Source organism: Ruegeria sp. C5, from assembly GCF_056537605.1.
In genome coordinates this window covers 43670-62555 of sequence record NZ_JBQFRX010000009.1, presented here as the reverse complement: position 1 = coordinate 62555, position 18886 = coordinate 43670, and the positions used below count along the sequence as shown (strand labels likewise).

Below are 18886 nucleotides of genomic sequence, written 5' to 3'. Positions count from 1 at the left end.
AACGCTTGCAAGATGGGTTGAAAACCCATCCTACCTAGGCTTCACACTCGCCGTCACGTAATTCACGCTCAAATCCCGGTCCGAGATCGACCAGCTCCACAGGATCGGGTTGAAGACGAACCCCTTGCGGTCCACCGGTTCCAGCCCGGCCTGGCGCAGCAGGTCGAACAGCTCATCCGGGGTGATGAACTTGTTCCACTCGTGCGTGCCGCGCGGCAGCCAACGCATGACGACCTCGGCCCCGATGATGGCCATCGCGTAGGATTTTGGGTTGCGATTGATGGTTGAGCAGATCAGTAACCCGCCCGGTTTCAGCAATTGCTGCGATGCGGTCAGGAAACCCAACGGATCAGCGACGTGTTCGACCACTTCCATATTCAGCACCACATCGAACTGTTCGCCTGCGGCGGCCATGTCTTCGGCGGTAGTGTGGCGGTAGTCGATCTGCAGCCCCGATTGCTCGGCATGGATGCGAGCGACCGGCAGGTTGCCTTCGGCGGCGTCGGCGCCCACGACCGTGGCGCCCAAACGCGCCATCGGTTCGCTCAATAACCCGCCGCCGCAGCCGATATCCAGCAGGCGCAAGCCTTCGAAGGGACGCGGAGCTTTCAGATCACGGTCGAACTCGCCTGCGATCTGCTGTGTGATATAATCCAGGCGACACGGATTCAGCATGTGCAGAGGTTTGAATTTCCCATGCGGGTCCCACCATTCCGCAGCCATCGCCTCGAATTTTGCGATCTCGGACGGGTCAACCGTGTTCGGATGCGCTTGCATTCCTGTCTCCGTGTGCTCTTTTACGCTTAAGGACTATATAGGGCCGTAATGGATAAGTACCCGGACCAAAAGCGCGCAGTTCAATATCTTTACCCGCCGATCGATCCGTTCGATCAGCGCGTGGTCGATATGGGCGATGGGCACCGTATTTATGTGGAACAATGCGGTAATCCCAATGGGATACCAGTGGTGATCCTGCATGGCGGGCCGGGCGGCGGCTGCAGCCCGGCGATGCGACGGTATTTCAATCCGGATGCCTATCGGGTGATTCTCTTTGATCAGCGCGGATGTGGCCGGTCGCGGCCAACCGCGTCGGTCGAAAACAACACGACATGGCATCTGGTGGCGGATATCGAGCGTCTGCGCAAATTGTTCGACATCGAAGATTGGATCGTCTTTGGCGGCAGCTGGGGCGCGACACTGGCATTGATCTATGCCCAAACACATCCAGATCGGGTAAATCGGCTGGTATTGCGCGGCGTGTTTCTGGCCACACAGGCCGAGCTGGACTGGTTTTATGGCGGTGGTGCGGGCAAATTCTGGCCTGAACAATGGGCCAAGTTCACCTCTCTCTTGCCCGAACATGAAGTAAATGACGCAATTGCGGCCTACAACAAGCGCCTGTTTTCGGGCGACCGCGCGACCGAGATCCTGTATGCTCGCGCCTGGTCACATTGGGAAAACGCTTTGGCCTCGATCCACACCAACGGGTCGGTCGGGGAAAGCCCCGGCGAATACGCGCGAACTTTTGCGCGGCTTGAGAATCACTATTTCACGAACAAGGCGTTTCTTGAGTATGACGGGCAAATTCTGGATCAGATGGACCGGATTGCCCATATTCCCGGTCATATCGTTCAGGGACGCTATGACATGATCTGCCCACCGCAGGCTGCATGGAACCTGTCCGAGCGCTGGCCCAATGTCGAACTGAAGATGGTGCGGCAGGCCGGTCACGCCCTGTCAGAACCGGGCATCAGCGCGGAACTGGTTCGGATCATGGATCGCGTGTCGGAGGAAACGGTATGACTCGCATCGACCGTCGCGCATTATTTGCCTCGGGCGCCGCCGCCGCTTTGCTGGCGGCGACAGGAGCGTCTCTGGCCGATACGCCGAAACAGGGTGGCACCTTGCGGCTGGCGGTGCCACGCGACAACAGTCTGGAACAGGTGGCTCGGGGCGCAGTCTTTGACAGCCTGACCGAGATCGCGCCCGATGGTACCCTGCGCGGAGAGCTGGCTACAAATTGGCAGACCGATGCTGATGCGCGGGTCTGGAACTTTGATCTGCGCGATGATGCTGTGTTCCACGATGGCACCAAGCTGGACGTGAACGATGTTCTAGCTGTTCTGGAAGATATTGGTCAGGCCGAGGCCATTGCACCTGATCGTGTGCAGTTGCAATTGGCTGAGGGCAACCCGGGACTACCATTCTTGCTGGCTGGGTCACGGTTTGTCATTGCGCGAGGGGGCGTGACGCCACTGGCTCTGGCCAACGGCACAGGATGCTACCGGGTTGAGCGGGCCGAGGATGAACGTCATTTCCGCGCACGCAGGGTGTCCAATCACTACAAAAGCGGAACGGCAGGATGGGTCGATACGCTTGAGATTATCGTGATCCCGGACGCCGGGGTGCGGGCCGAAGCATTGCGCGATGGATATGTAGATATCGCAGCGCTCCCGGCTGGTGAGGAGCTAACCGCGCAACGCGGGCTGCGATTTCATCCGTCTGAGGCCGAGATGGCGTTGGCAATGGCCTCTCATGTCGGTATGCCGCGCCAGATCAGCCGGGCTGCGCTGGATGATGGGCGCATCGCCGAACGGTGGTGGCTGGCGTAAATTTGATCACGATTTGCGCCGGGGGTTGCAGACTCAGGAACTCCTGCGTATATGCAGTTGCAACAGCGGCGCGTCGGACTTCTGGTCCGGGGCTCCACCGGAAAATTCGACGGGCCGCGCGCCCGTTTTTTTGTGCCCGATAACAGGGTAGAGAACCTGAATGACAAACGACCTGATAGCCAAAGCTGCCATCGACCGGCGACTGGCCGAGATCATCACCCCTGTGATCGAGGATCTGGGGTATGAGCTTGTCCGCATTCGGCTGATGAGCGGCAAGACCACCACGATGCAGATAATGGCAGACAAGCCCGATGGCGGAATCGAAGTGGATGACTGCGCCGAGATTTCCAATGCGGTCAGCGCCACGCTGGATGTCGAAGACCCCATTTTGGACGCCTACACGCTTGAAGTTTCCAGCCCTGGAATTGACCGTCCTCTGACCCGTCTCAAAGATTTTGAGACGTTCGAAGGGTATGAGGCCAAGATCGAAACCGCAGAACTGATCGACGGTCGCCGCCGCTTCAAGGGCGAATTGGCCGGGATCGAAGGGGATGAGGTTCTGATCAACATCCCCGAGGGAGACGAGACCATTACCATCGGTCTGCAATTTGACTGGCTGAGCGACGCCAAGCTGGTTCTGACCGATGATCTGATCAAGGAAATGCTGCGCCAGCGCAAAGACGCTGGTGCCCTGAACGAAAACGCTTTCGACGAGATTGAGACCGAAGGGTCCGAAGAGGAGACGAACTGATGGCAATCACCTCAGCCAACCAGCTGGAGCTGCTGCAGACCGCCGAGGCCGTGGCCCGCGAAAAGATGATCGACCCCGGTCTGGTTGTCGAAGCGATGGAGGAGTCGCTCGCCCGTGCCGCCAAAAGCCGTTACGGCGCCGAGATGGACATCCGCGTCAGCATCGACCGCAAGACCGGCAAGGCAACCTTCACGCGCGTCCGCACCGTGGTCGAGGATGAAGAGCTTGAGAACTATCAGGCCGAGATGACCGTCGAGCAGGCCAAGCAGTACATGGAGGCGCCAGAGGTTGGTGACGTCTTCGTTGAAGAAGTCCCGCCCGTGGAAATGGGCCGTATCGCTGCTCAGTCCGCCAAGCAGGTCATCCTGCAGAAGGTTCGCGAAGCCGAGCGTGATCGTCAGTACGAAGAATTCAAGGATCGTGCCGGCACCATCATCAACGGTGCGGTCAAGCGTGAAGAGTTCGGCAATGTGATCGTCGATCTGGGCGGTGCCGAGGCCGTTCTGCGCCGCAATGACAAGATCGGTCGCGAAAGCTATCGCCCGAACGACCGTGTGCGCGCCTATATCAAAGAGGTTCGCCGCGAGGTGCGTGGTCACCAGATCTTCCTGTCGCGCACTGCGCCGGAATTCATGGCCGAGCTGTTCAAGATGGAAGTACCGGAAATCTATGACGGCATCATCGAGGTCAAGGCCGTTGCTCGTGATCCCGGCTCGCGCGCCAAGATTGCCGTGATTTCTTATGACGGCTCGATTGACCCCGTCGGCGCTTGTGTTGGTATGCGCGGCAGCCGCGTGCAGGCCGTGGTAAACGAGCTGCAGGGAGAGAAAATCGACATCATCCCGTGGAACGAAGATCAGCCGACTTTCCTTGTGAACGCTCTGCAGCCCGCCGAAGTTTCAAAGGTGGTTCTGGACGAAGAAGCCGGCAAGATCGAAGTTGTGGTTCCCGAGGAGCAACTGAGCCTTGCCATTGGCCGTCGTGGTCAGAACGTGCGTCTGGCCAGCCAGCTGACCAATCTGGACATCGACATCATGACCGAAGCCGAAGAATCGGCGCGCCGTCAGAAAGAATTCGAGGCTCGTACCCAGTTGTTCATGGAAACGCTGGATCTGGACGAATTCTTCGCTCAGCTGCTGGTTTCTGAAGGCTTCACCAACCTCGAAGAAGTGGCATATGTTGAAATCGACGAACTGCTGGTCATCGACGGTGTCGATGAAGGTACCGCGCAAGAACTTCAGACACGTGCACGCGAATTCCTGGAAGCTCAGGCCAAGGCGGCGCTGGATGCAGCCCGTGCGCTGGGTGCCGAGGACAGTCTTATTGAATTCGAGGGCCTGACACCCCAGATGGTAGAGGCGCTGGCCAAGGATGATGTGAAGACTCTGGAAGACTTCGCAACCTGCGCCGACTGGGAACTGGCCGGTGGCTGGACTACGGTCGATGGCGAACGCATCAAGGATGATGGTGTACTGGAGCCCTTCGGCGTGACGCTGGAAGAGGCGCAGGATCTGGTCATGACCGCGCGCATCATGCTGGGCTGGGTTGATCCGGCCGAGCTGGAGCAGGCCGAAGAAGACGGTGAAGCAACCGATGAGGAGGTCGAGGCCTGATCTCAGGCCTCGGGTGGCTGACATGGGTCGCGGTGGCGTCCATAAGGATCGGTCGGAAGGCCCTGAACGCAAGTGCATCGCCACGGGCGAGGTTCAGCCCAAATATGGCTTGATCCGCTTTGTAACGGGGCCCGACGGTCAGGTCTTTCCCGATGTCGCGGCGAAATTGCCGGGGCGTGGGGTTTACGTGGCGGCGGATCGTGCGGCGCTGAACAAGGCGGTGAACAAGAAACTGTTCTCGCGCGGGTTTAAGGCGCAGGTGAGTGCCGCCAAGGACCTGACCGATGAGGTCGAGAAACAGGTGGCGCGTCGTGTGATCGAGCTGATCAGTCTGGCGCGCAAGTCCGGTGACGCGGTCGCCGGGTATGAAAAGGTCAAGTCGTGGCTGGACCGGGAAGAGGCCCAGGTGCTGATTCAGGCCTCAGACGGATCGGGGCGCGGCAAGTCGAAACTCAGCACGCCGCACTTCGGGAAATACATCGGCTGGCTGACCGCAGACGAGCTTGGGGCGGCATTTGGGCGCCAAACCGTGATTCATGCGGCCTTGGCCTCTGGCGGACTCGCCAAACGTGTTGTAGAGGAAGCGCAGCGCCTGCGTGGCTTGCGCGAAAAGGATGACGGCGGCAAGGGCCGCTCGGAAGGGTAAGAAGCTTTATGAGCGATAGTGACGGCAAAAAGACATTGGGTCTTCGTGGCGGGGCACGCCCCGGAAATGTGAAACAGAGTTTCAGCCACGGACGCACCAAGAATGTCGTGGTGGAGACCAAACGCAAACGCGTGGTCGTTCCCAAGCCGGGCGCGACCAAACCAAGTGGTGGTGCGACACCTTCGGGTGATCCTTCGCGTCGCCCAGCGGGTATTTCCGATGCGGAAATGGCGCGTCGTATGAAGGCGTTGCAAGCCGCCAAGGCACGTGAGGCTGAAGAGGCCGCTGCCCGTGAGGCGCAGGAAAAGGCGCGCGAAGAAGAACGCGCACGCCGCCGGGCCGAACAAGAGGCCAAGGAACGCGAGCAGCGTGAAGCTGAAGAGCGTGCCCGTGCCAAGGCCGAAGAGGAAGAACGCAAGCGTAAAGAGGCCGAGGAAGCAGCCCAGCGTGCTGCCGCAGCCCCGGCACCCGCCGAGCCCAAGGCAGCACGCAGCCCATCCAGCAAGCCTGCACCTGCTGCGGCACCGCGCAAGCAGGATCGCGAGCGTGAGCAGCGTGGCCGTGGCAAGGGCCGTGACGACAACCGCCGCTCGGGCAAGCTGACACTTGGTCAGGCCACTGGCGGCGAAGGCAATCGCCAACGCTCAATGGCCGCGATGAAGCGCAAGCAGGAGCGTGCGCGCCAGAAGGCCATGGGCGGCACGGTCGAGCGGGAAAAGGTGATCCGCGACGTTCAGCTGCCCGAGGCGATCATGGTCTCGGAACTGGCCAACCGTATGGCCGAGCGCGTCGCTGACGTTGTCAAATCGCTGATGCAGATGGGCATGATGGTCACGCAGAACCAGACCATCGACGCTGACACGGCTGAACTGATCATTGAAGAATTTGGCCACAAGGTCACGCGTGTATCCGATTCGGACGTTGAAGACGTCATCAAAGAGGTCGAAGACAGCGATGACGATCTGCAGCCGCGTCCGCCGGTCATCACCATCATGGGTCACGTTGACCACGGCAAAACCTCGTTGCTGGATGCGATCCGCGACGCGCGTGTTGTTGCCGGCGAAGCTGGTGGCATCACCCAGCATATCGGCGCCTATCAGGTGAAAACCGATGGTGGCACCACGCTGACCTTCCTGGATACACCGGGACACGCGGCCTTTACCTCAATGCGCTCGCGCGGGGCTCAGGTCACGGATATCGTGGTTCTTGTTGTTGCCGCCGACGACGCGGTGATGCCGCAGACGATCGAGGCGATCAACCACGCCAAAGCGGCCGAAGTGCCAATGATCGTGGCGATCAACAAGATCGACAAGCCCGACGCGAACCCCGACAAAGTCCGCACTGACTTGTTGCAGCACGAAGTGATCGTCGAGAAGATGTCGGGTGAGGTTCAGGACGTTGAGGTCTCGGCCATGACTGGTCAGGGTCTGGACGAATTGCTGGAAGCCATTGCGCTGCAGGCCGAGATTCTGGAACTGAAAGCCAACCCAGATCGCGCCGCCCAAGGTGCCGTGATTGAGGCGCAGCTGGATGTGGGCCGTGGCCCCGTCGCTACCGTTCTGGTTCAGAACGGCACGCTGCGTCAGGGCGATATCTTTGTCGTGGGTGAGCAGTACGGTAAGGTGCGTGCGCTGATCAACGACAAGGGCGACCGCGTCAAAGAAGCTGGCCCCTCAGTTCCGGTTGAGGTTCTGGGGCTCAACGGCACGCCCGAAGCAGGTGACGTTCTGAACGTGACCGAGACCGAAGCGCAGGCCCGTGAGATCGCTGCTTATCGTGAGCAAGCCGCCAAGGACAAACGCGCCGCCGCCGGTGCCGCGACCACCCTTGAACAGCTGATGCAGAAGGCGAAGGAAGACGAAAACGTCACCGAGCTGCCTATTCTGATGAAAGCGGATGTGCAGGGCTCTGCCGAAGCCATCGTTCAGGCGATGGAGAAGATCGGCAACGACGAAGTGCGCGTACGCGTTCTGCACTCGGGTGTTGGTGCGATCACCGAGACGGATGTCGGCCTGGCCGAAGCCTCTGGTGCACCGATCTTTGGCTTCAACGTGCGTGCGAACGCATCGGCGCGGAACACTGCGAACCAGAAGGGCGTCGAGATCCGGTATTACTCGGTGATCTACGATCTGGTTGATGACGTGAAAGCAGCCGCATCGGGCCTGCTGAGCGCCGAGATTCGCGAAAAGTTCATCGGTTACGCCGAGATCAAAGAGGTCTTCAAGGTTACCGGTGTTGGCAAAGTTGCCGGCTGTCTGGTCACCGAAGGTGTTGCCCGCCGCTCGGCTGGCGTACGCCTGCTGCGCGACAACGTGGTGATCCACGAAGGTACGCTGAAGACCCTCAAGCGCTTCAAGGATGAAGTGGCCGAAGTTCAGTCGGGTCAGGAATGCGGTATGGCGTTCGAGAACTACGACGATATTCGCGCCGGCGACGTGATCGAGATTTTCGAACGCGAAGAGGTCACGCGTACGCTGGACTGATCCGGTTCAGAGAAGAAACTTGAAGCAGCGGCCCCACGAGGCCGCTGTTTTCTTTTGCCGGTTACTCGCCGCGCGACGACAGAAACGTGCCCGATGGCATGATGATGTCGAAGTGGTGTTTACCCTTCTGCAGATCAAAACTGACCGAATGCCCGGCCTTGCGCAGTAATTCCGCGTAGTCACGGCTTTGGCGGATGAACTCGGGCGTATCCCGCTCGGCGACGGTTACCCTGTAACGCGGTCCCGGTGCGGGCAGGTTGAGGCAGGGTGAGAGATCGTGAACCTCGACCTTGGTCAGTTGCAGCGGATCATTCACCGAGGTCAGGCTGATCGGAACAAGGTCATAGATCCCGCTAATCAGGATCACATTGCGCACCCGCAGGCCAGCCTGCGCAAATGCCTTTGAAGACGTCGCCATGACCATCGCGACCAGATGGGCGCCTGCACTATGGCCTGAAAGTGTGATGTTTGATGGATCAAAACCCAGTGTTTCGGCCTGTGACGCGAGCCACAACAAGGCTGTACGGCATTCTTCGACCATCTGCCCCAATCTGGCATCGGGGGCGAGCGTATAATTCAGTGTGGCAAAGGCTTGCCCGTTCTCATGCAATACCGGTGCCATAGGGGCCGACTCACGCTGGCTAAGCGCCTGCCAATAGCCACCATGAATAAAGACATGCAAAGGCGCGTTGGCGCCAGGTGCGGGGAAGAAATCCAGAACTTGCGTCGGGCTGTCGCCATAGGAACGGTTTTCCTGCATCCTAATTTCAGACCGTGCCTGTGCGCTGAGGGCAGAATAGCTGGCTAGATATGGCGTCAGATCACCGCCAATCATTGAGCTAGGGGAATACTCCTGCTCAAGCTCTTCTTGGGTGAATCCGCGATACAGCATGGCCTATTCCCCAGTATACATCAGTTCGGTTCGCACGTCGTAGAGGTCGTGGAAGAACCGCAACTCCAGCGCCTTGCGCAGGAAGGCCACGCCGCTAGATCCACCCGTTCCGGGCTGCATTCCGATCACGCGCTCAACCGCGGTTGCATGATCGAATCGCCACCTCTGGAACAGAGATTCCACATCCATCAGTTTTTCGGCCAGCGCGTAAAGATCCCAGTATTGTTCCGTGTTGCGGAACACTTCGACCCAGATTTTGACGATACGCGGATCGCCGGAATAGGGCTTTGCGTAATCCCGCTCGATCAGCTCATGCGGCACGTCAAACCCTTGCCGGGCCAGAATCCGCAGCACTTCGTCATAGAGCGAGGGTTTGGTAAGAGCCGCGTTCAGCATCTCCATCACTTCTGGGTCATGCGCATGCACTTTCAGGGTCGCGGGATCTTTGTTGCCCAGAATGAACTCGATTTGGCGATAGCCATAGCTTTGAAAGCCTGACGAACTACCTAATGCGTCCCGAAACGTCATGTAGTCCGCGGGAGTCATAGTCAGTAGCGTCTCCCACGCGGCGATCAACTGCCGTTGGATCGCTTTGATCCGGTCGAGGTTCTTCATCGCGGGACCGAAATCGTCCTGCTGCAGGAACCGGTGGACTTCGACAAGTTGATGGTGCATCAGTTTCAGCCACAGTTCGCTGACCTGATGAATGATGATGAACAACATCTCATCAGGTTGGGCCGGGTCCTGAAAGGTCTTTTGCAGGTTCAGCAGAGTCTTAAGTTGCAGAAAATCCCCATAGCTTTTGCGGTGAGTTTCTGTGAAATCGGTGACCAGAGACTCTTCGATTCCCCGTTCTGTATACCTGTCTTTGTCGCCCATGTGCTCCTCCAGACGCGCGGATTTATCCATGTTTAGGGACAAAACCCGCACGGTTCCAGAGCGTTAGGTCCAGTCCAGAACCACCTTGCCTGATTGCCCGGATTTCATGGCCTTGAATCCCTGAGTAAAGTCATCGACTGCGAACTGGTGGGTGATTACGCGGCTGACATCCAGCCCGTTCTGCAACATGGCGATCATCTTGTACCAGGTCTCGAACATCTCGCGCCCATAGACACCCTTGATGGTGATCGCCTTGAACACGATACGCGACCAGTCCACCGGAGATTTTCCGGGCGGAATCCCCAACAGTGCGATCTTGCCGCCCATCACCAGTGCTTCGACCATCTGGTCCAGCGCGGCTTGCGAGCCCGACATTTCAAGCCCGACATCAAAGCCCTGAGTCATGCCCAGTTCCGCGATGACATCCTGCAGATCCTCTTTGGACACATCAACTGTGCGTACCGTTGGTACCACGTGTTCGGCCAGTTTCAGGCGGTCGGGGTTGATATCGGTGATCACTACATGCCGGGCACCGGCATGACGGGCAACGGCGGCGGCCATGATGCCGATAGGGCCTGCGCCAGTAATCAATACGTCCTCGCCCAGCAGATCGAAGCTGAGTGCAGTGTGCACGGCATTGCCCAGCGGGTCGAGGATCGCCCCGATCTCATCCGGTACGTCGTCAGGCAGGGGCACCACGTTAAAGGCAGGCAGTTTCAGGTATTGCGCAAAGGCACCCTGTTCATTCACACCGATACCGCGCGTGCCGGGATCAAGGTGGAACTTGCCCGCACGGCTCTGGCGGCTGTCAGGGGTGATCAGATGCCCCTCGCCTGAACAGCGCTGGCCGACCGTCATCCCTGTCACGTTGCGACCCAATTCAACAATTTCACCCGCGAACTCGTGGCCGGTGATCATCGGGATCGGCACGGTGGCCGCAGCCCATTCATCCCAGTTCCAGATATGAATATCCGTGCCGCAAATCCCGGTCTTGTTGATGCGGATCAGAACCTCGTCGGGGCCGATCTCGGGTACTGGGGCCTGCACCATCCACAGACCTTCCTCGGGCTTGGATTTCTCAAGGGCTTTCATCGTGTTGGCCCGCATCAGATTATCCCCAATTCTTTGCCGACCCTGCCAAATGCCGCGAGCGCCCGGTCTAATTCGTCGCGTGTTAGAGCCGCATTCATCTGCGTTCTGATTCGGGCCTGACCACGCGGCACGACAGGGAAGAAAAAGCCCGAAACATAGACGCCTTCGTCAAACAATCGCGATGCCATATCCTGCGCCAGGGTCGCTTCACCCAGCATGACCGGGATGATCGGGTGTTCGCCCGGAAGTAGGTCGAAGCCCAGATTCTCTAACCCGGCGCGCCAGTACTTGGCGTTGCCGAACAATTGGGCGCGCAGCATGTCACCTTCTTCAACCAGACGGATTGCCTCAAGCCCTGCGGCAACGATGGACGGCGGCAGCGAGTTTGAGAACAGATAGGGCCGCGCCCGCTGCCGCAGCAGGTCGATCACTGGCTGCGGCCCGGCGATATAACCGCCGATTGCCCCCCCAAGTGCCTTGCCCAAAGTTCCCGTCAGAATATCCACGTCGACGCCGAAGTGGTCCGGCGTGCCCGCTCCGTTTGGCCCCATAAAGCCGGTGGCGTGGCAGTCATCGACCATCACGATGGCGTCGTATTTGTTGGCCAGCTCGCGAATCTTCGGCAGATTGGCCAGATAGCCATCCATTGAGAACACGCCATCGGTTGCGATCATGATATGCCGCGCCCCGTCCTCGCGCGCTTGTTTCAGCCACGCTTCGAGGTCATTCATGTCGTTGTTCATGTAGCGATAGCGTTTTGCCTTACACAGCCGTACCCCGTCGATGATCGAGGCATGATTTAGACTGTCAGAGATAATGGCGTCTTCGGGCCCTAACAAAGGCTCAAACAACCCGCCATTGGCGTCGAAGCAGGCAGCGAACAGAATTGAATCGTCCTTGTTCAGGAACTTTGCCAGCTTCTGCTCAAGTTCACGATGAATGTCCTGCGTACCGCAGATGAACCGGACCGAGGCCATGCCGAACCCCTTGGGCTCCATTGCGCCTTTGGCGGCGTTGATCAGCGCAGGGTGATCGGCCAAACCCAGATAGTTGTTGGCGCACAAGTTGATCACCTGCTTGTCGCCCACTGTAATCTCACCGCCCTGAGGCGAGGTGATCATTCGTTCGCGCTTGTACAGACCCTCTGCCTCAATCTGCGCGAGTGTATCCGAAATATGGGACAGGAATGCATCAGCCATGGCGACCTCCGTTAATCTGAGTCGCACGTCTAACATAGCGGATGAAATTCCCAAATAGGAGAATTACAGTATTTGGGAAAAATATCCGTGAAGGCGGAATCTTGCCCGTTCAGGCGTTTTTTACGATCAGGAAAACGCGGGCCGGGTTTTCAGCGCTTATCGAATGCGTAATATCGGCGGCATACCGGGCGGTATCCCCTTGTTTCAGATCGCTGGATGCCGTTCCCGAAGTGACACGGACGGCGCCTTCCAGCACAGTCAGTTGCTCTCGTGCGCCGCGCGCATGAGGCTGGCTGTTCAGGCTCCCATTGGCCTGAAACTGAATATCATAGACCTCGTGTCCTCCGGCCTCTTCGGGGGGAGAGAGGATGCGAATCCGGCATTTCTCGCCCATATTGTCGATACTGGGCACTTCTGCTTGACGCAGCACTTCGATCTGGTCGGTCGTTTTGGCGTCTTCCAACAGTCCGGCGAAATCCACCTGCAGAGCGCGCGTCAGGTTCCACAGAGTCGAAATTGTGGGGCTGCTTTCACCACGCTCGATCTGGCTGACCATGGAACGCGAGACGCCGCTGAGGTTGGCGACCGCCTCAAGCGACAGGCCTTTGGCGCGGCGCGCCTCTTTCAATCGGGCGGGCAGGCGCGTCAGAATATCGTCTGTGTTTTCCGTCATGACGGAATCCATGGGTGTTGCGCAACGTAATGTCAATTCCGGCGTGACAGTGAGTCTAATATGAAGATCATGCTGCAGGTGCATAATGGGCGCGAGACTTGGAGGAGAAAACATGACGGACATAGTAATACTGGACGGTGCGCGCACAGCCATCGGGACCTTTGGCGGTGCGTTGGCCTCGACCGCTCCGATCGATCTGGCGACCGTGGCGACCGAGGCGGCAATGGAGCGTTCGGGCGTTGAAGGCGCGCAGATTGATCATGTTGTCTTTGGTCATGTGATCAACACCGAACCGCGCGACATGTATCTGTCGCGAGTCGCCGCAATGCAGGCGGGTATTCCGAACGGGACTCCGGCGATGAACGTGAACCGGCTGTGCGGTTCGGGGGCGCAGGCAGTAGTGTCGGCGGTGCAGGCGCTGATGCTAGGCGATGCAGAGTTTGCCGTGGCGGGCGGTGCTGAAAGCATGTCGCGCAGCCCTTATGTCGTGCCGCAGGCCCGTTGGGGGGCGAAGATGGGCGATGTCAAATCGCTCGACATGATGCTGGGCGCGCTGAACTGCCCGTTCGGCACCGGGCATATGGGGGTGACCGCCGAGAATGTGGCGGATGAACACCAAATCAGCCGCGAACAGATGGACGCGTTTGCGCTGACCAGCCAGACCCGTGCGGCTGCGGCGATTGAGGCCGGGTATTTCGACAGCCAGATCGCGCCGGTGCAGGTCAAGGTCAAGCGCGACATGGTCGACTTCAAGGTCGATGAACATCCCAAGGCCACCACTGCCGAGGCGCTGGCCGGATTGCGCCCGGTATTCCAGAAAGATGGGCGGGTGACGGCGGGCAACGCCTCGGGCATCAATGACGGCGCGGCGGCGATGGTGTTGGCGACAGCGGATGCTGCAGAAAAGGCGGGCTTGAAACCCAAAGCGCGCGTGACTGGCTATGCCCATGCCGGCGTGCGACCCGAGGTGATGGGCATCGGCCCGGTTCCCGCAGTGCAGAACCTGTTCGCAAAGACGGGTTTGTCTGCGGATGATTTCGACGTGATCGAAAGCAACGAGGCGTTTGCGGCGCAAGCTTTGGCCGTCAATCAGGAATTGGGTCTGGACGCTGCAAAGGTGAATCCGAACGGTGGGGCTATTGCACTGGGCCATCCGGTGGGCGCCACAGGGGCGATTATCACGCTTAAGGCGTTGTATGAGTTGGAGCGTATTGGCGGATCGAAAGGTCTGATCACCATGTGCATCGGCGGAGGGCAGGGGATTGCCCTCGCCATCGAGCGGCTCTGAGTTGGGTCGGGGCAAGGGGGGCTGTCTGCCCCCCATCGCGCCGGGGCGCGATTCCCCCCGAAGGTATTTTTAGCCAGATGAAGCGGTAGGGTTGGTTTAGCTGAGTGCGAAGATCACCAGCGTCGCGGCTATGCCTGCGGCCGCGCCGATCGTTGCTGGCAGAAGGTTTGCGATCAAACCCGGGGTCTTTGGGTCGTCTTTTTGAGTCTGGGCAATAAGGGCATTTTCCACCAGACCGGGCAAGCGGGGGCCGAAACGGGCAAGCACCAGGGCGGTTTTGCCGAAATCGCGCAGGGCGGCGCGGGGGCCGATCGATTGTTTGATGTAATCCTCGACCACCGGTCGGGCGACCTCCCAGATGTTCATGTGATCATCAAGCGAGCGGGCGACGCCTTCGACCACCACCATGGTGCGTTGCAGCAGGATCAGCTCGGTGCGGGTTTCCATGCCAAAGCGTTCAGTGACTTCGAACAGGTAGCTCAGCAGCCGACCCATCGAGATATGGGTGGCGTCCATGCCGAAGATCGGCTCACCTACCGCGCGCAAGGCGCGGGCGAATTCGTCGACGTCCTGATTGGCAGGCACATAGCCTGCTTCGAAATGGACTTCAGCCACGCGTTTATAGTCGCGGCGGATGAAACCAAAGAGAATCTCGGCATATACCCGGCGAGTATATTCATCGATATGACCCATGATGCCGTAGTCATAGGCGATAATGTCCCCGTTCGCAGCGACCTTGAGGTTGCCTTGGTGCATGTCGGCGTGAAAATAGCCGTCGCGAAGCGCGTGCAACAGGAACAGGCGGAGCACGCGCTCAGCCAGATCGCGGCGATTATGTCCGGCAGCGTCCAGCGCGTTGTTGTCTCCCAAGGGAATGCCATCAGCCCAGCTGAGCGTCATGACGCGGCGGGCGGATAGCGACCAGACCACCGGGGGCAGCCAGAATCCGGCATCATCCTTGGTATTGGCAGCGTATTCCGAGGCGGCGGCACTTTCCAGACGCAGGTCCAACTCGCCGCGTACTACGCCGTCGAAATGCTCGATCACTTCCATCGGGCGTAGGCGGCGCGCTCCGGGGGCGCAAAGTTGCACCATACGCGCGGCGAAATAGAACGCGTCTACATCCTTGCGGAAGGCGCGCTCGATACCCGGTCTCAGGACTTTGACAGCAACGTCTTCGCCTGTGCTGGTCAGCTTGGCCTTGTGAACCTGAGCAATCGAGGCAGCGGCGATAGGTTCACTGAACTCGCTGAATATCTCTGACGTCGGTTGGCCTAACTCTTTCTCGACCTCTGCCTTTGCTTCAGCTTTGGAAAAGGGCGGCAGCTTGTCTTGCAGAACACGCAATTGCTCGGCCAGCTCATTTCCCACCACGTCGGGGCGGGTCGAAAGCACCTGCCCGAATTTGATGTAAGCCGGACCCAATGCGGTCAGGGCACGGGTGGCGGGCGGCATCTCGGGGTCGCCCTTGTAGCCCAGCCATTGGAACGGTTTGCCAAGGGTATGCGCCAGAATACGTACGGCACGCGGTGCCTCGAATGCATCCAGCACGACGTTCATGGCACCGGTACGTTCAAGCGTTGCGCCTGTGCGGATCAGGCGGATGATGTTGTGAGGGCCGCGCATCTAGATCTTCCAGCCAGAATGCAGTGCGGCAATGCCCATGCTCAGGTTGCGGTATTTGGCGTTTTCGAACCCGGCGGTGCAGACCATGTTCAGGAATGTCTCCTGGTCCGGGAACTTGCGGATTGATTCCACAAGGTACTGATAGCTGTCGTAGTCGTTGGCGATCAGCTTGCCCATACGCGGGATGACATTGAAACTGTAGAGGTCGTAAAGCTTCTGCAGCCCGTCATTGGGTAACTGGCTGAACTCAAGCACCATCAGACGACCACCGGGCTTCAGAACGCGATAGGCCTCGTTCAGCGCCTCTTGCGGGCGGGTGACGTTCCGGATGCCGAAGGAGATGGTGTAGACGTCGAAGGTGTTATCCTCGAAGGGCAGCGCCATCGCATCGCCCACCACCCAATTCAGGCTGTCGGACATCTGGTCGGCCTCGGCGCGCTGGCGGCCCTCGACCAGCATCGGCTCGGTCAGGTCCAGCACGGTAGCATGGCCGTGGCCTGCGCGCTTCAGAAAGCGGAACGAGATATCGCCGGTGCCGCCCGCCACATCCAGAAGCCGCTGACCGGCGCGCGGGGCAAGCCAGTCCATCATCGCGTCTTTCCAGACCCGGTGGATGCCCATCGACATCACGTCGTTCATCACGTCGTATTTCGAGGCGACCGAATTGAACACGCCCTGTACGCGACCGGCTTTTTCAGCCTCGCGCACTGTTTCGAACCCGAAATGGGTGGTCTTGTCGTTGGTGTCGGACATTTGCCTTGCCGTTTGTCGAATTTCGCCTCTGTTATAGGGCGATAAGAGGCGGGCACAATGCGGCCCTTTGGAATAGGAGCCCTGTAATGCCCGAATTGCCCGAGGTCGAGACAGTAAGACGCGGCCTGAGCCCCGCAATGGAGGGCGCAGTGATCGAAAGGGCGGATGTGAATCGCCCCGATTTGCGTTGGCCTTTCCCGGCTCGGATGGCCGAGCGGCTGACGGGGCAACGGGTGGATGGGCTGCGGCGACGGTCGAAGTACATTCTGGCGGATCTCAGCAGTGGCGAGACGTTGTTGATCCATCTGGGCATGTCGGGGCGGATGACGGTCTCTGGCGATCCGCTCGGACAGTATGCGCATGAGCATCCGATGGCGCAGAAACATGATCACGTGGTGTTTCATATGGCCAATGGCGCACGCATCACCTTCAACGATCCGCGCCGGTTCGGGGCGATGGACCTGCTGCCGACGGCAACGGCGGAGCAGCACAAGCTGCTATCGGTTCTGGGACCTGAACCATTGGGTAATGATTTTCACGAACAGCACCTGATAGACGCCTTCAAAGGCAAGAACAGCCCGGTCAAATCGGCGTTGTTGGATCAGGGAATCGTTGCCGGTTTGGGTAATATTTACGTCTGCGAAGCGCTTTATCGCGGCAAGGTGTCGCCACGTCGCAAAGCGGGACAGATTTCTGCGCCACGCGTTGCGGCCCTTGTGCCGATCATCAGAAAAGTGTTGCAGGACGCGATTGAAGCGGGCGGCTCATCGCTGCGTGATTTCCGCCAAGCCGATGGAGAACTTGGATATTTTCAACACAGCTTCGACGTCTACGGTCGCGAAGGAGAGCCTTGTCGAACCGAGGGTTGTGGCGCTGAAATCAAGAGAATCACCCAGTCCGGTCGCTCATCCTTCTATTGCGCGCAATGCCAAAGATAACTTGATCCAGCGAAATCGCGTGATAAGGAATCGTACCTGAACGGAACAACCGGAAGCTTACACCTCATGGCTTTTGAGACGATCATCGTCGAAATCGAAGACCACGTCGCCCTTATCAAGCTCAACCGCCCCGATGCGATGAACGCGCTGAACACCCAGTTGCTGGGTGAGCTGTGCGAGGCGCTGGAAGATGCGGATAGCAATGACAAGGTGCGCTGCATCGTCATCACCGGCTCGGACAAGGCCTTTGCCGCCGGTGCGGACATTAAGGAAATGTCCGAGATGAGTTTTGTCGATGTATTCGACGTCAATCTGTTTGCAGACGCTAACGATAGGGTTTCCGCGATCCGTAAACCTATCATCGCTGCCGTTGCCGGTTACGCGCTGGGCGGCGGGTGTGAACTGGCGATGCTGTGCGATTTCATCATCGCTGCCGACACCGCCAAGTTCGGCCAGCCCGAGATCAATCTGGGCGTCATCGCGGGGCTTGGTGGCAGTCAGCGTCTGACCCGCTTCGTTGGTAAGTCCAAATCGATGGACATGAACCTGACAGGCCGCTTCATGGACGCTGAAGAGGCCGAGCGCGCGGGATTGGTCAGTCGTGTCGTGCCCGCCAAAAAGCTGATCGAAGAGGCAACCGGTGCGGCGCAGAAGATTGCAGAGAAATCGCAGATCACGGCCATCGCGGCCAAAGAGGCTGTGAACCGCAGCTATGAGCTGCCGCTGAGCGAAGGCATGCTGTTTGAGCGTCGGGTGTTCCATTCGATGTTCGCGACAGAGGACCAGAAAGAAGGCATGGCCGCGTTTCTGGAAAAACGTGCGGCTCAGTTCCGCGACAAGTGATCATAATCGTCGCTTAGTGATATTAGGCGGGCAGACCCCGCCTTTTTCCCTCATCACATACTGGCAGAATCAGCTTGGCAAACCTGCCAAACTTGGTTAGAGACCGCCGTCATACATGCGCGTGCGGCCCGCTTGGCCCGACTCACACTCGTGATTTCTGATCCGGTGCGGATATGTCCGTGGCGCGCAACCCAAGATAACCGTACCGAACAAAAGGTCAGAGATACATGGCAAATTCGCCCCAGGCAAAGAAACGCGCCCGTCAGAACGAAAAGCGCTTCGCCGTCAACAAAGCGCGTCGTTCGCGCATCCGTACCCACCTGCGCAAAGTTGAAGAAGCGATCGCATCCGGCGACAAGGACGCAGCTACCGCAGCCCTGCGCGCCGCTCAACCCGAGTTGATGCGTGGCGTCACCAAAGGCGTCTTCCACAAGAACACCGCAGCCCGCAAAATGTCGCGCCTGTCGGCGCGCGTCAAAGCGCTGGGCTGATTCTTTGGGAAAACGCGTCAAGCGTTGATTTACGAAAAAGGCGTCGCTGATTGCGACGCCTTTTTCATTGTTGCCGGAAAGCCGCGTCTTCACGAAGCCGAGAGATT

At 58.9% G+C, this 18886-nt stretch carries 18 protein-coding genes; 10 read left to right on the top strand and 8 right to left on the bottom strand.

All coding sequences use genetic code 11. The features are described from left to right. Nucleotides 1-30: 30 nt before the first annotated feature. A complete protein-coding gene (gene ubiG / locus ACR0AW_RS19985) occupies nt 31-777 on the bottom strand; it encodes a bifunctional 2-polyprenyl-6-hydroxyphenol methylase/3-demethylubiquinol 3-O-methyltransferase UbiG (RefSeq protein ID WP_170408667.1) in 747 nt (248 codons plus the stop codon). A gap of 48 nt (nt 778-825) precedes the next feature. Here ubiG and pip point away from each other — a divergent pair, with 48 nt between their 5' ends. The 6 genes from pip to infB all read left to right on the top strand — a co-directional run bounded on the left by pip (nt 826) and on the right by infB (nt 8105). Beyond that, nucleotides 826-1803, top strand: coding sequence for a prolyl aminopeptidase (gene pip / locus ACR0AW_RS19980; RefSeq protein WP_170734143.1), 978 nt, complete (start codon nt 826-828; stop codon nt 1801-1803). Further along, a complete protein-coding gene (locus tag ACR0AW_RS19975; protein ID WP_170734142.1) occupies nt 1800-2612 on the top strand; it encodes an ABC transporter substrate-binding protein in 813 nt (270 codons plus the stop codon). Before pip ends, ACR0AW_RS19975 begins: the two co-directional genes overlap by 4 nt. 160 nt (nt 2613-2772) lie before the next feature. After that, nucleotides 2773-3363: a ribosome maturation factor RimP gene (gene rimP / locus ACR0AW_RS19970; protein ID WP_010442531.1), complete on the top strand. Its 591-nt coding sequence runs from the start codon at nt 2773-2775 to the stop codon at nt 3361-3363. Beyond that, nucleotides 3363-4976: a transcription termination factor NusA gene (gene nusA / locus ACR0AW_RS19965; RefSeq protein ID WP_170423355.1), complete on the top strand. Its 1614-nt coding sequence runs from the start codon at nt 3363-3365 to the stop codon at nt 4974-4976. The genes rimP and nusA overlap by 1 nt, the downstream gene beginning before the upstream one ends. Before the next feature lie 22 nt (nt 4977-4998). Continuing rightward, nucleotides 4999-5622: an RNA-binding protein gene (locus tag ACR0AW_RS19960; RefSeq protein WP_170734141.1), complete on the top strand. Its 624-nt coding sequence runs from the start codon at nt 4999-5001 to the stop codon at nt 5620-5622. Nucleotides 5623-5630: 8 nt separating this feature from the next. Next, nucleotides 5631-8105: a translation initiation factor IF-2 gene (infB, locus tag ACR0AW_RS19955; protein WP_170395359.1), complete on the top strand. Its 2475-nt coding sequence runs from the start codon at nt 5631-5633 to the stop codon at nt 8103-8105. 61 nt (nt 8106-8166) lie between these two features. Here the strand turns inward: infB and ACR0AW_RS19950 are convergent, their stop codons facing one another. From ACR0AW_RS19950 to ACR0AW_RS19930, 5 genes are all read right to left on the bottom strand, one after another. Then, nucleotides 8167-8997, bottom strand: a complete 831-nt coding sequence (locus ACR0AW_RS19950; RefSeq protein ID WP_170734140.1) for an alpha/beta hydrolase — start codon at nt 8995-8997, stop codon at nt 8167-8169. Nucleotides 8998-9000: 3 nt separating this feature from the next. After that, on the bottom strand, nt 9001-9876 hold the full coding sequence (locus ACR0AW_RS19945; RefSeq protein WP_170734139.1) for a tryptophan 2,3-dioxygenase: 876 nt from the start codon (nt 9874-9876) through the stop codon (nt 9001-9003). 63 nt (nt 9877-9939) lie between these two features. Further along, entirely contained in the window at nt 9940-10968 is a 1029-nt protein-coding gene (gene tdh, locus ACR0AW_RS19940) for an L-threonine 3-dehydrogenase (protein WP_170515826.1), read from the bottom strand. Nucleotides 10969-10982: 14 nt separating this feature from the next. Then, on the bottom strand, nt 10983-12167 hold the full coding sequence (locus ACR0AW_RS19935; protein WP_170515670.1) for a glycine C-acetyltransferase: 1185 nt from the start codon (nt 12165-12167) through the stop codon (nt 10983-10985). A 109-nt stretch (nt 12168-12276) separates the two neighbouring features. After that, complete coding sequence (locus tag ACR0AW_RS19930; RefSeq protein WP_170395365.1) at nt 12277-12840, bottom strand: helix-turn-helix domain-containing protein; 564 nt, start codon at nt 12838-12840, stop codon at nt 12277-12279. A gap of 112 nt (nt 12841-12952) precedes the next feature. Between ACR0AW_RS19930 and ACR0AW_RS19925 the strand changes: the two genes are divergently transcribed. Continuing rightward, nucleotides 12953-14128, top strand: a complete 1176-nt coding sequence (locus ACR0AW_RS19925; RefSeq protein WP_170636528.1) for an acetyl-CoA C-acyltransferase family protein — start codon at nt 12953-12955, stop codon at nt 14126-14128. A 96-nt stretch (nt 14129-14224) separates the two neighbouring features. Here ACR0AW_RS19925 and ubiB read toward each other — a convergent pair whose 3' ends face one another. After that, the gene (ubiB, locus tag ACR0AW_RS19920) at nt 14225-15754 is read right to left on the bottom strand and encodes a 2-polyprenylphenol 6-hydroxylase (protein ID WP_170734138.1); all 1530 of its coding nucleotides are present in this window, start codon (nt 15752-15754) and stop codon (nt 14225-14227) included. Then, nucleotides 15755-16507 carry a bifunctional demethylmenaquinone methyltransferase/2-methoxy-6-polyprenyl-1,4-benzoquinol methylase UbiE gene (gene ubiE, locus ACR0AW_RS19915; protein WP_170734137.1) on the bottom strand — a complete coding sequence of 251 codons (753 nt, stop codon included), beginning with the start codon at nt 16505-16507 and terminating at the stop codon, nt 15755-15757. Nucleotides 16508-16593: 86 nt separating this feature from the next. Between ubiE and mutM the strand changes: the two genes are divergently transcribed. From mutM to rpsT, 3 genes are all read left to right on the top strand, one after another. Continuing rightward, entirely contained in the window at nt 16594-17445 is an 852-nt protein-coding gene (mutM, locus tag ACR0AW_RS19910; protein ID WP_170734136.1) for a bifunctional DNA-formamidopyrimidine glycosylase/DNA-(apurinic or apyrimidinic site) lyase, read from the top strand. 66 nt (nt 17446-17511) lie between these two features. After that, nucleotides 17512-18288, top strand: coding sequence for an enoyl-CoA hydratase (locus ACR0AW_RS19905; RefSeq protein WP_170395375.1), 777 nt, complete (start codon nt 17512-17514; stop codon nt 18286-18288). A gap of 227 nt (nt 18289-18515) precedes the next feature. Next, entirely contained in the window at nt 18516-18779 is a 264-nt protein-coding gene (gene rpsT / locus ACR0AW_RS19900; protein ID WP_010442545.1) for a 30S ribosomal protein S20, read from the top strand. Nucleotides 18780-18886 lie beyond the last annotated feature (107 nt).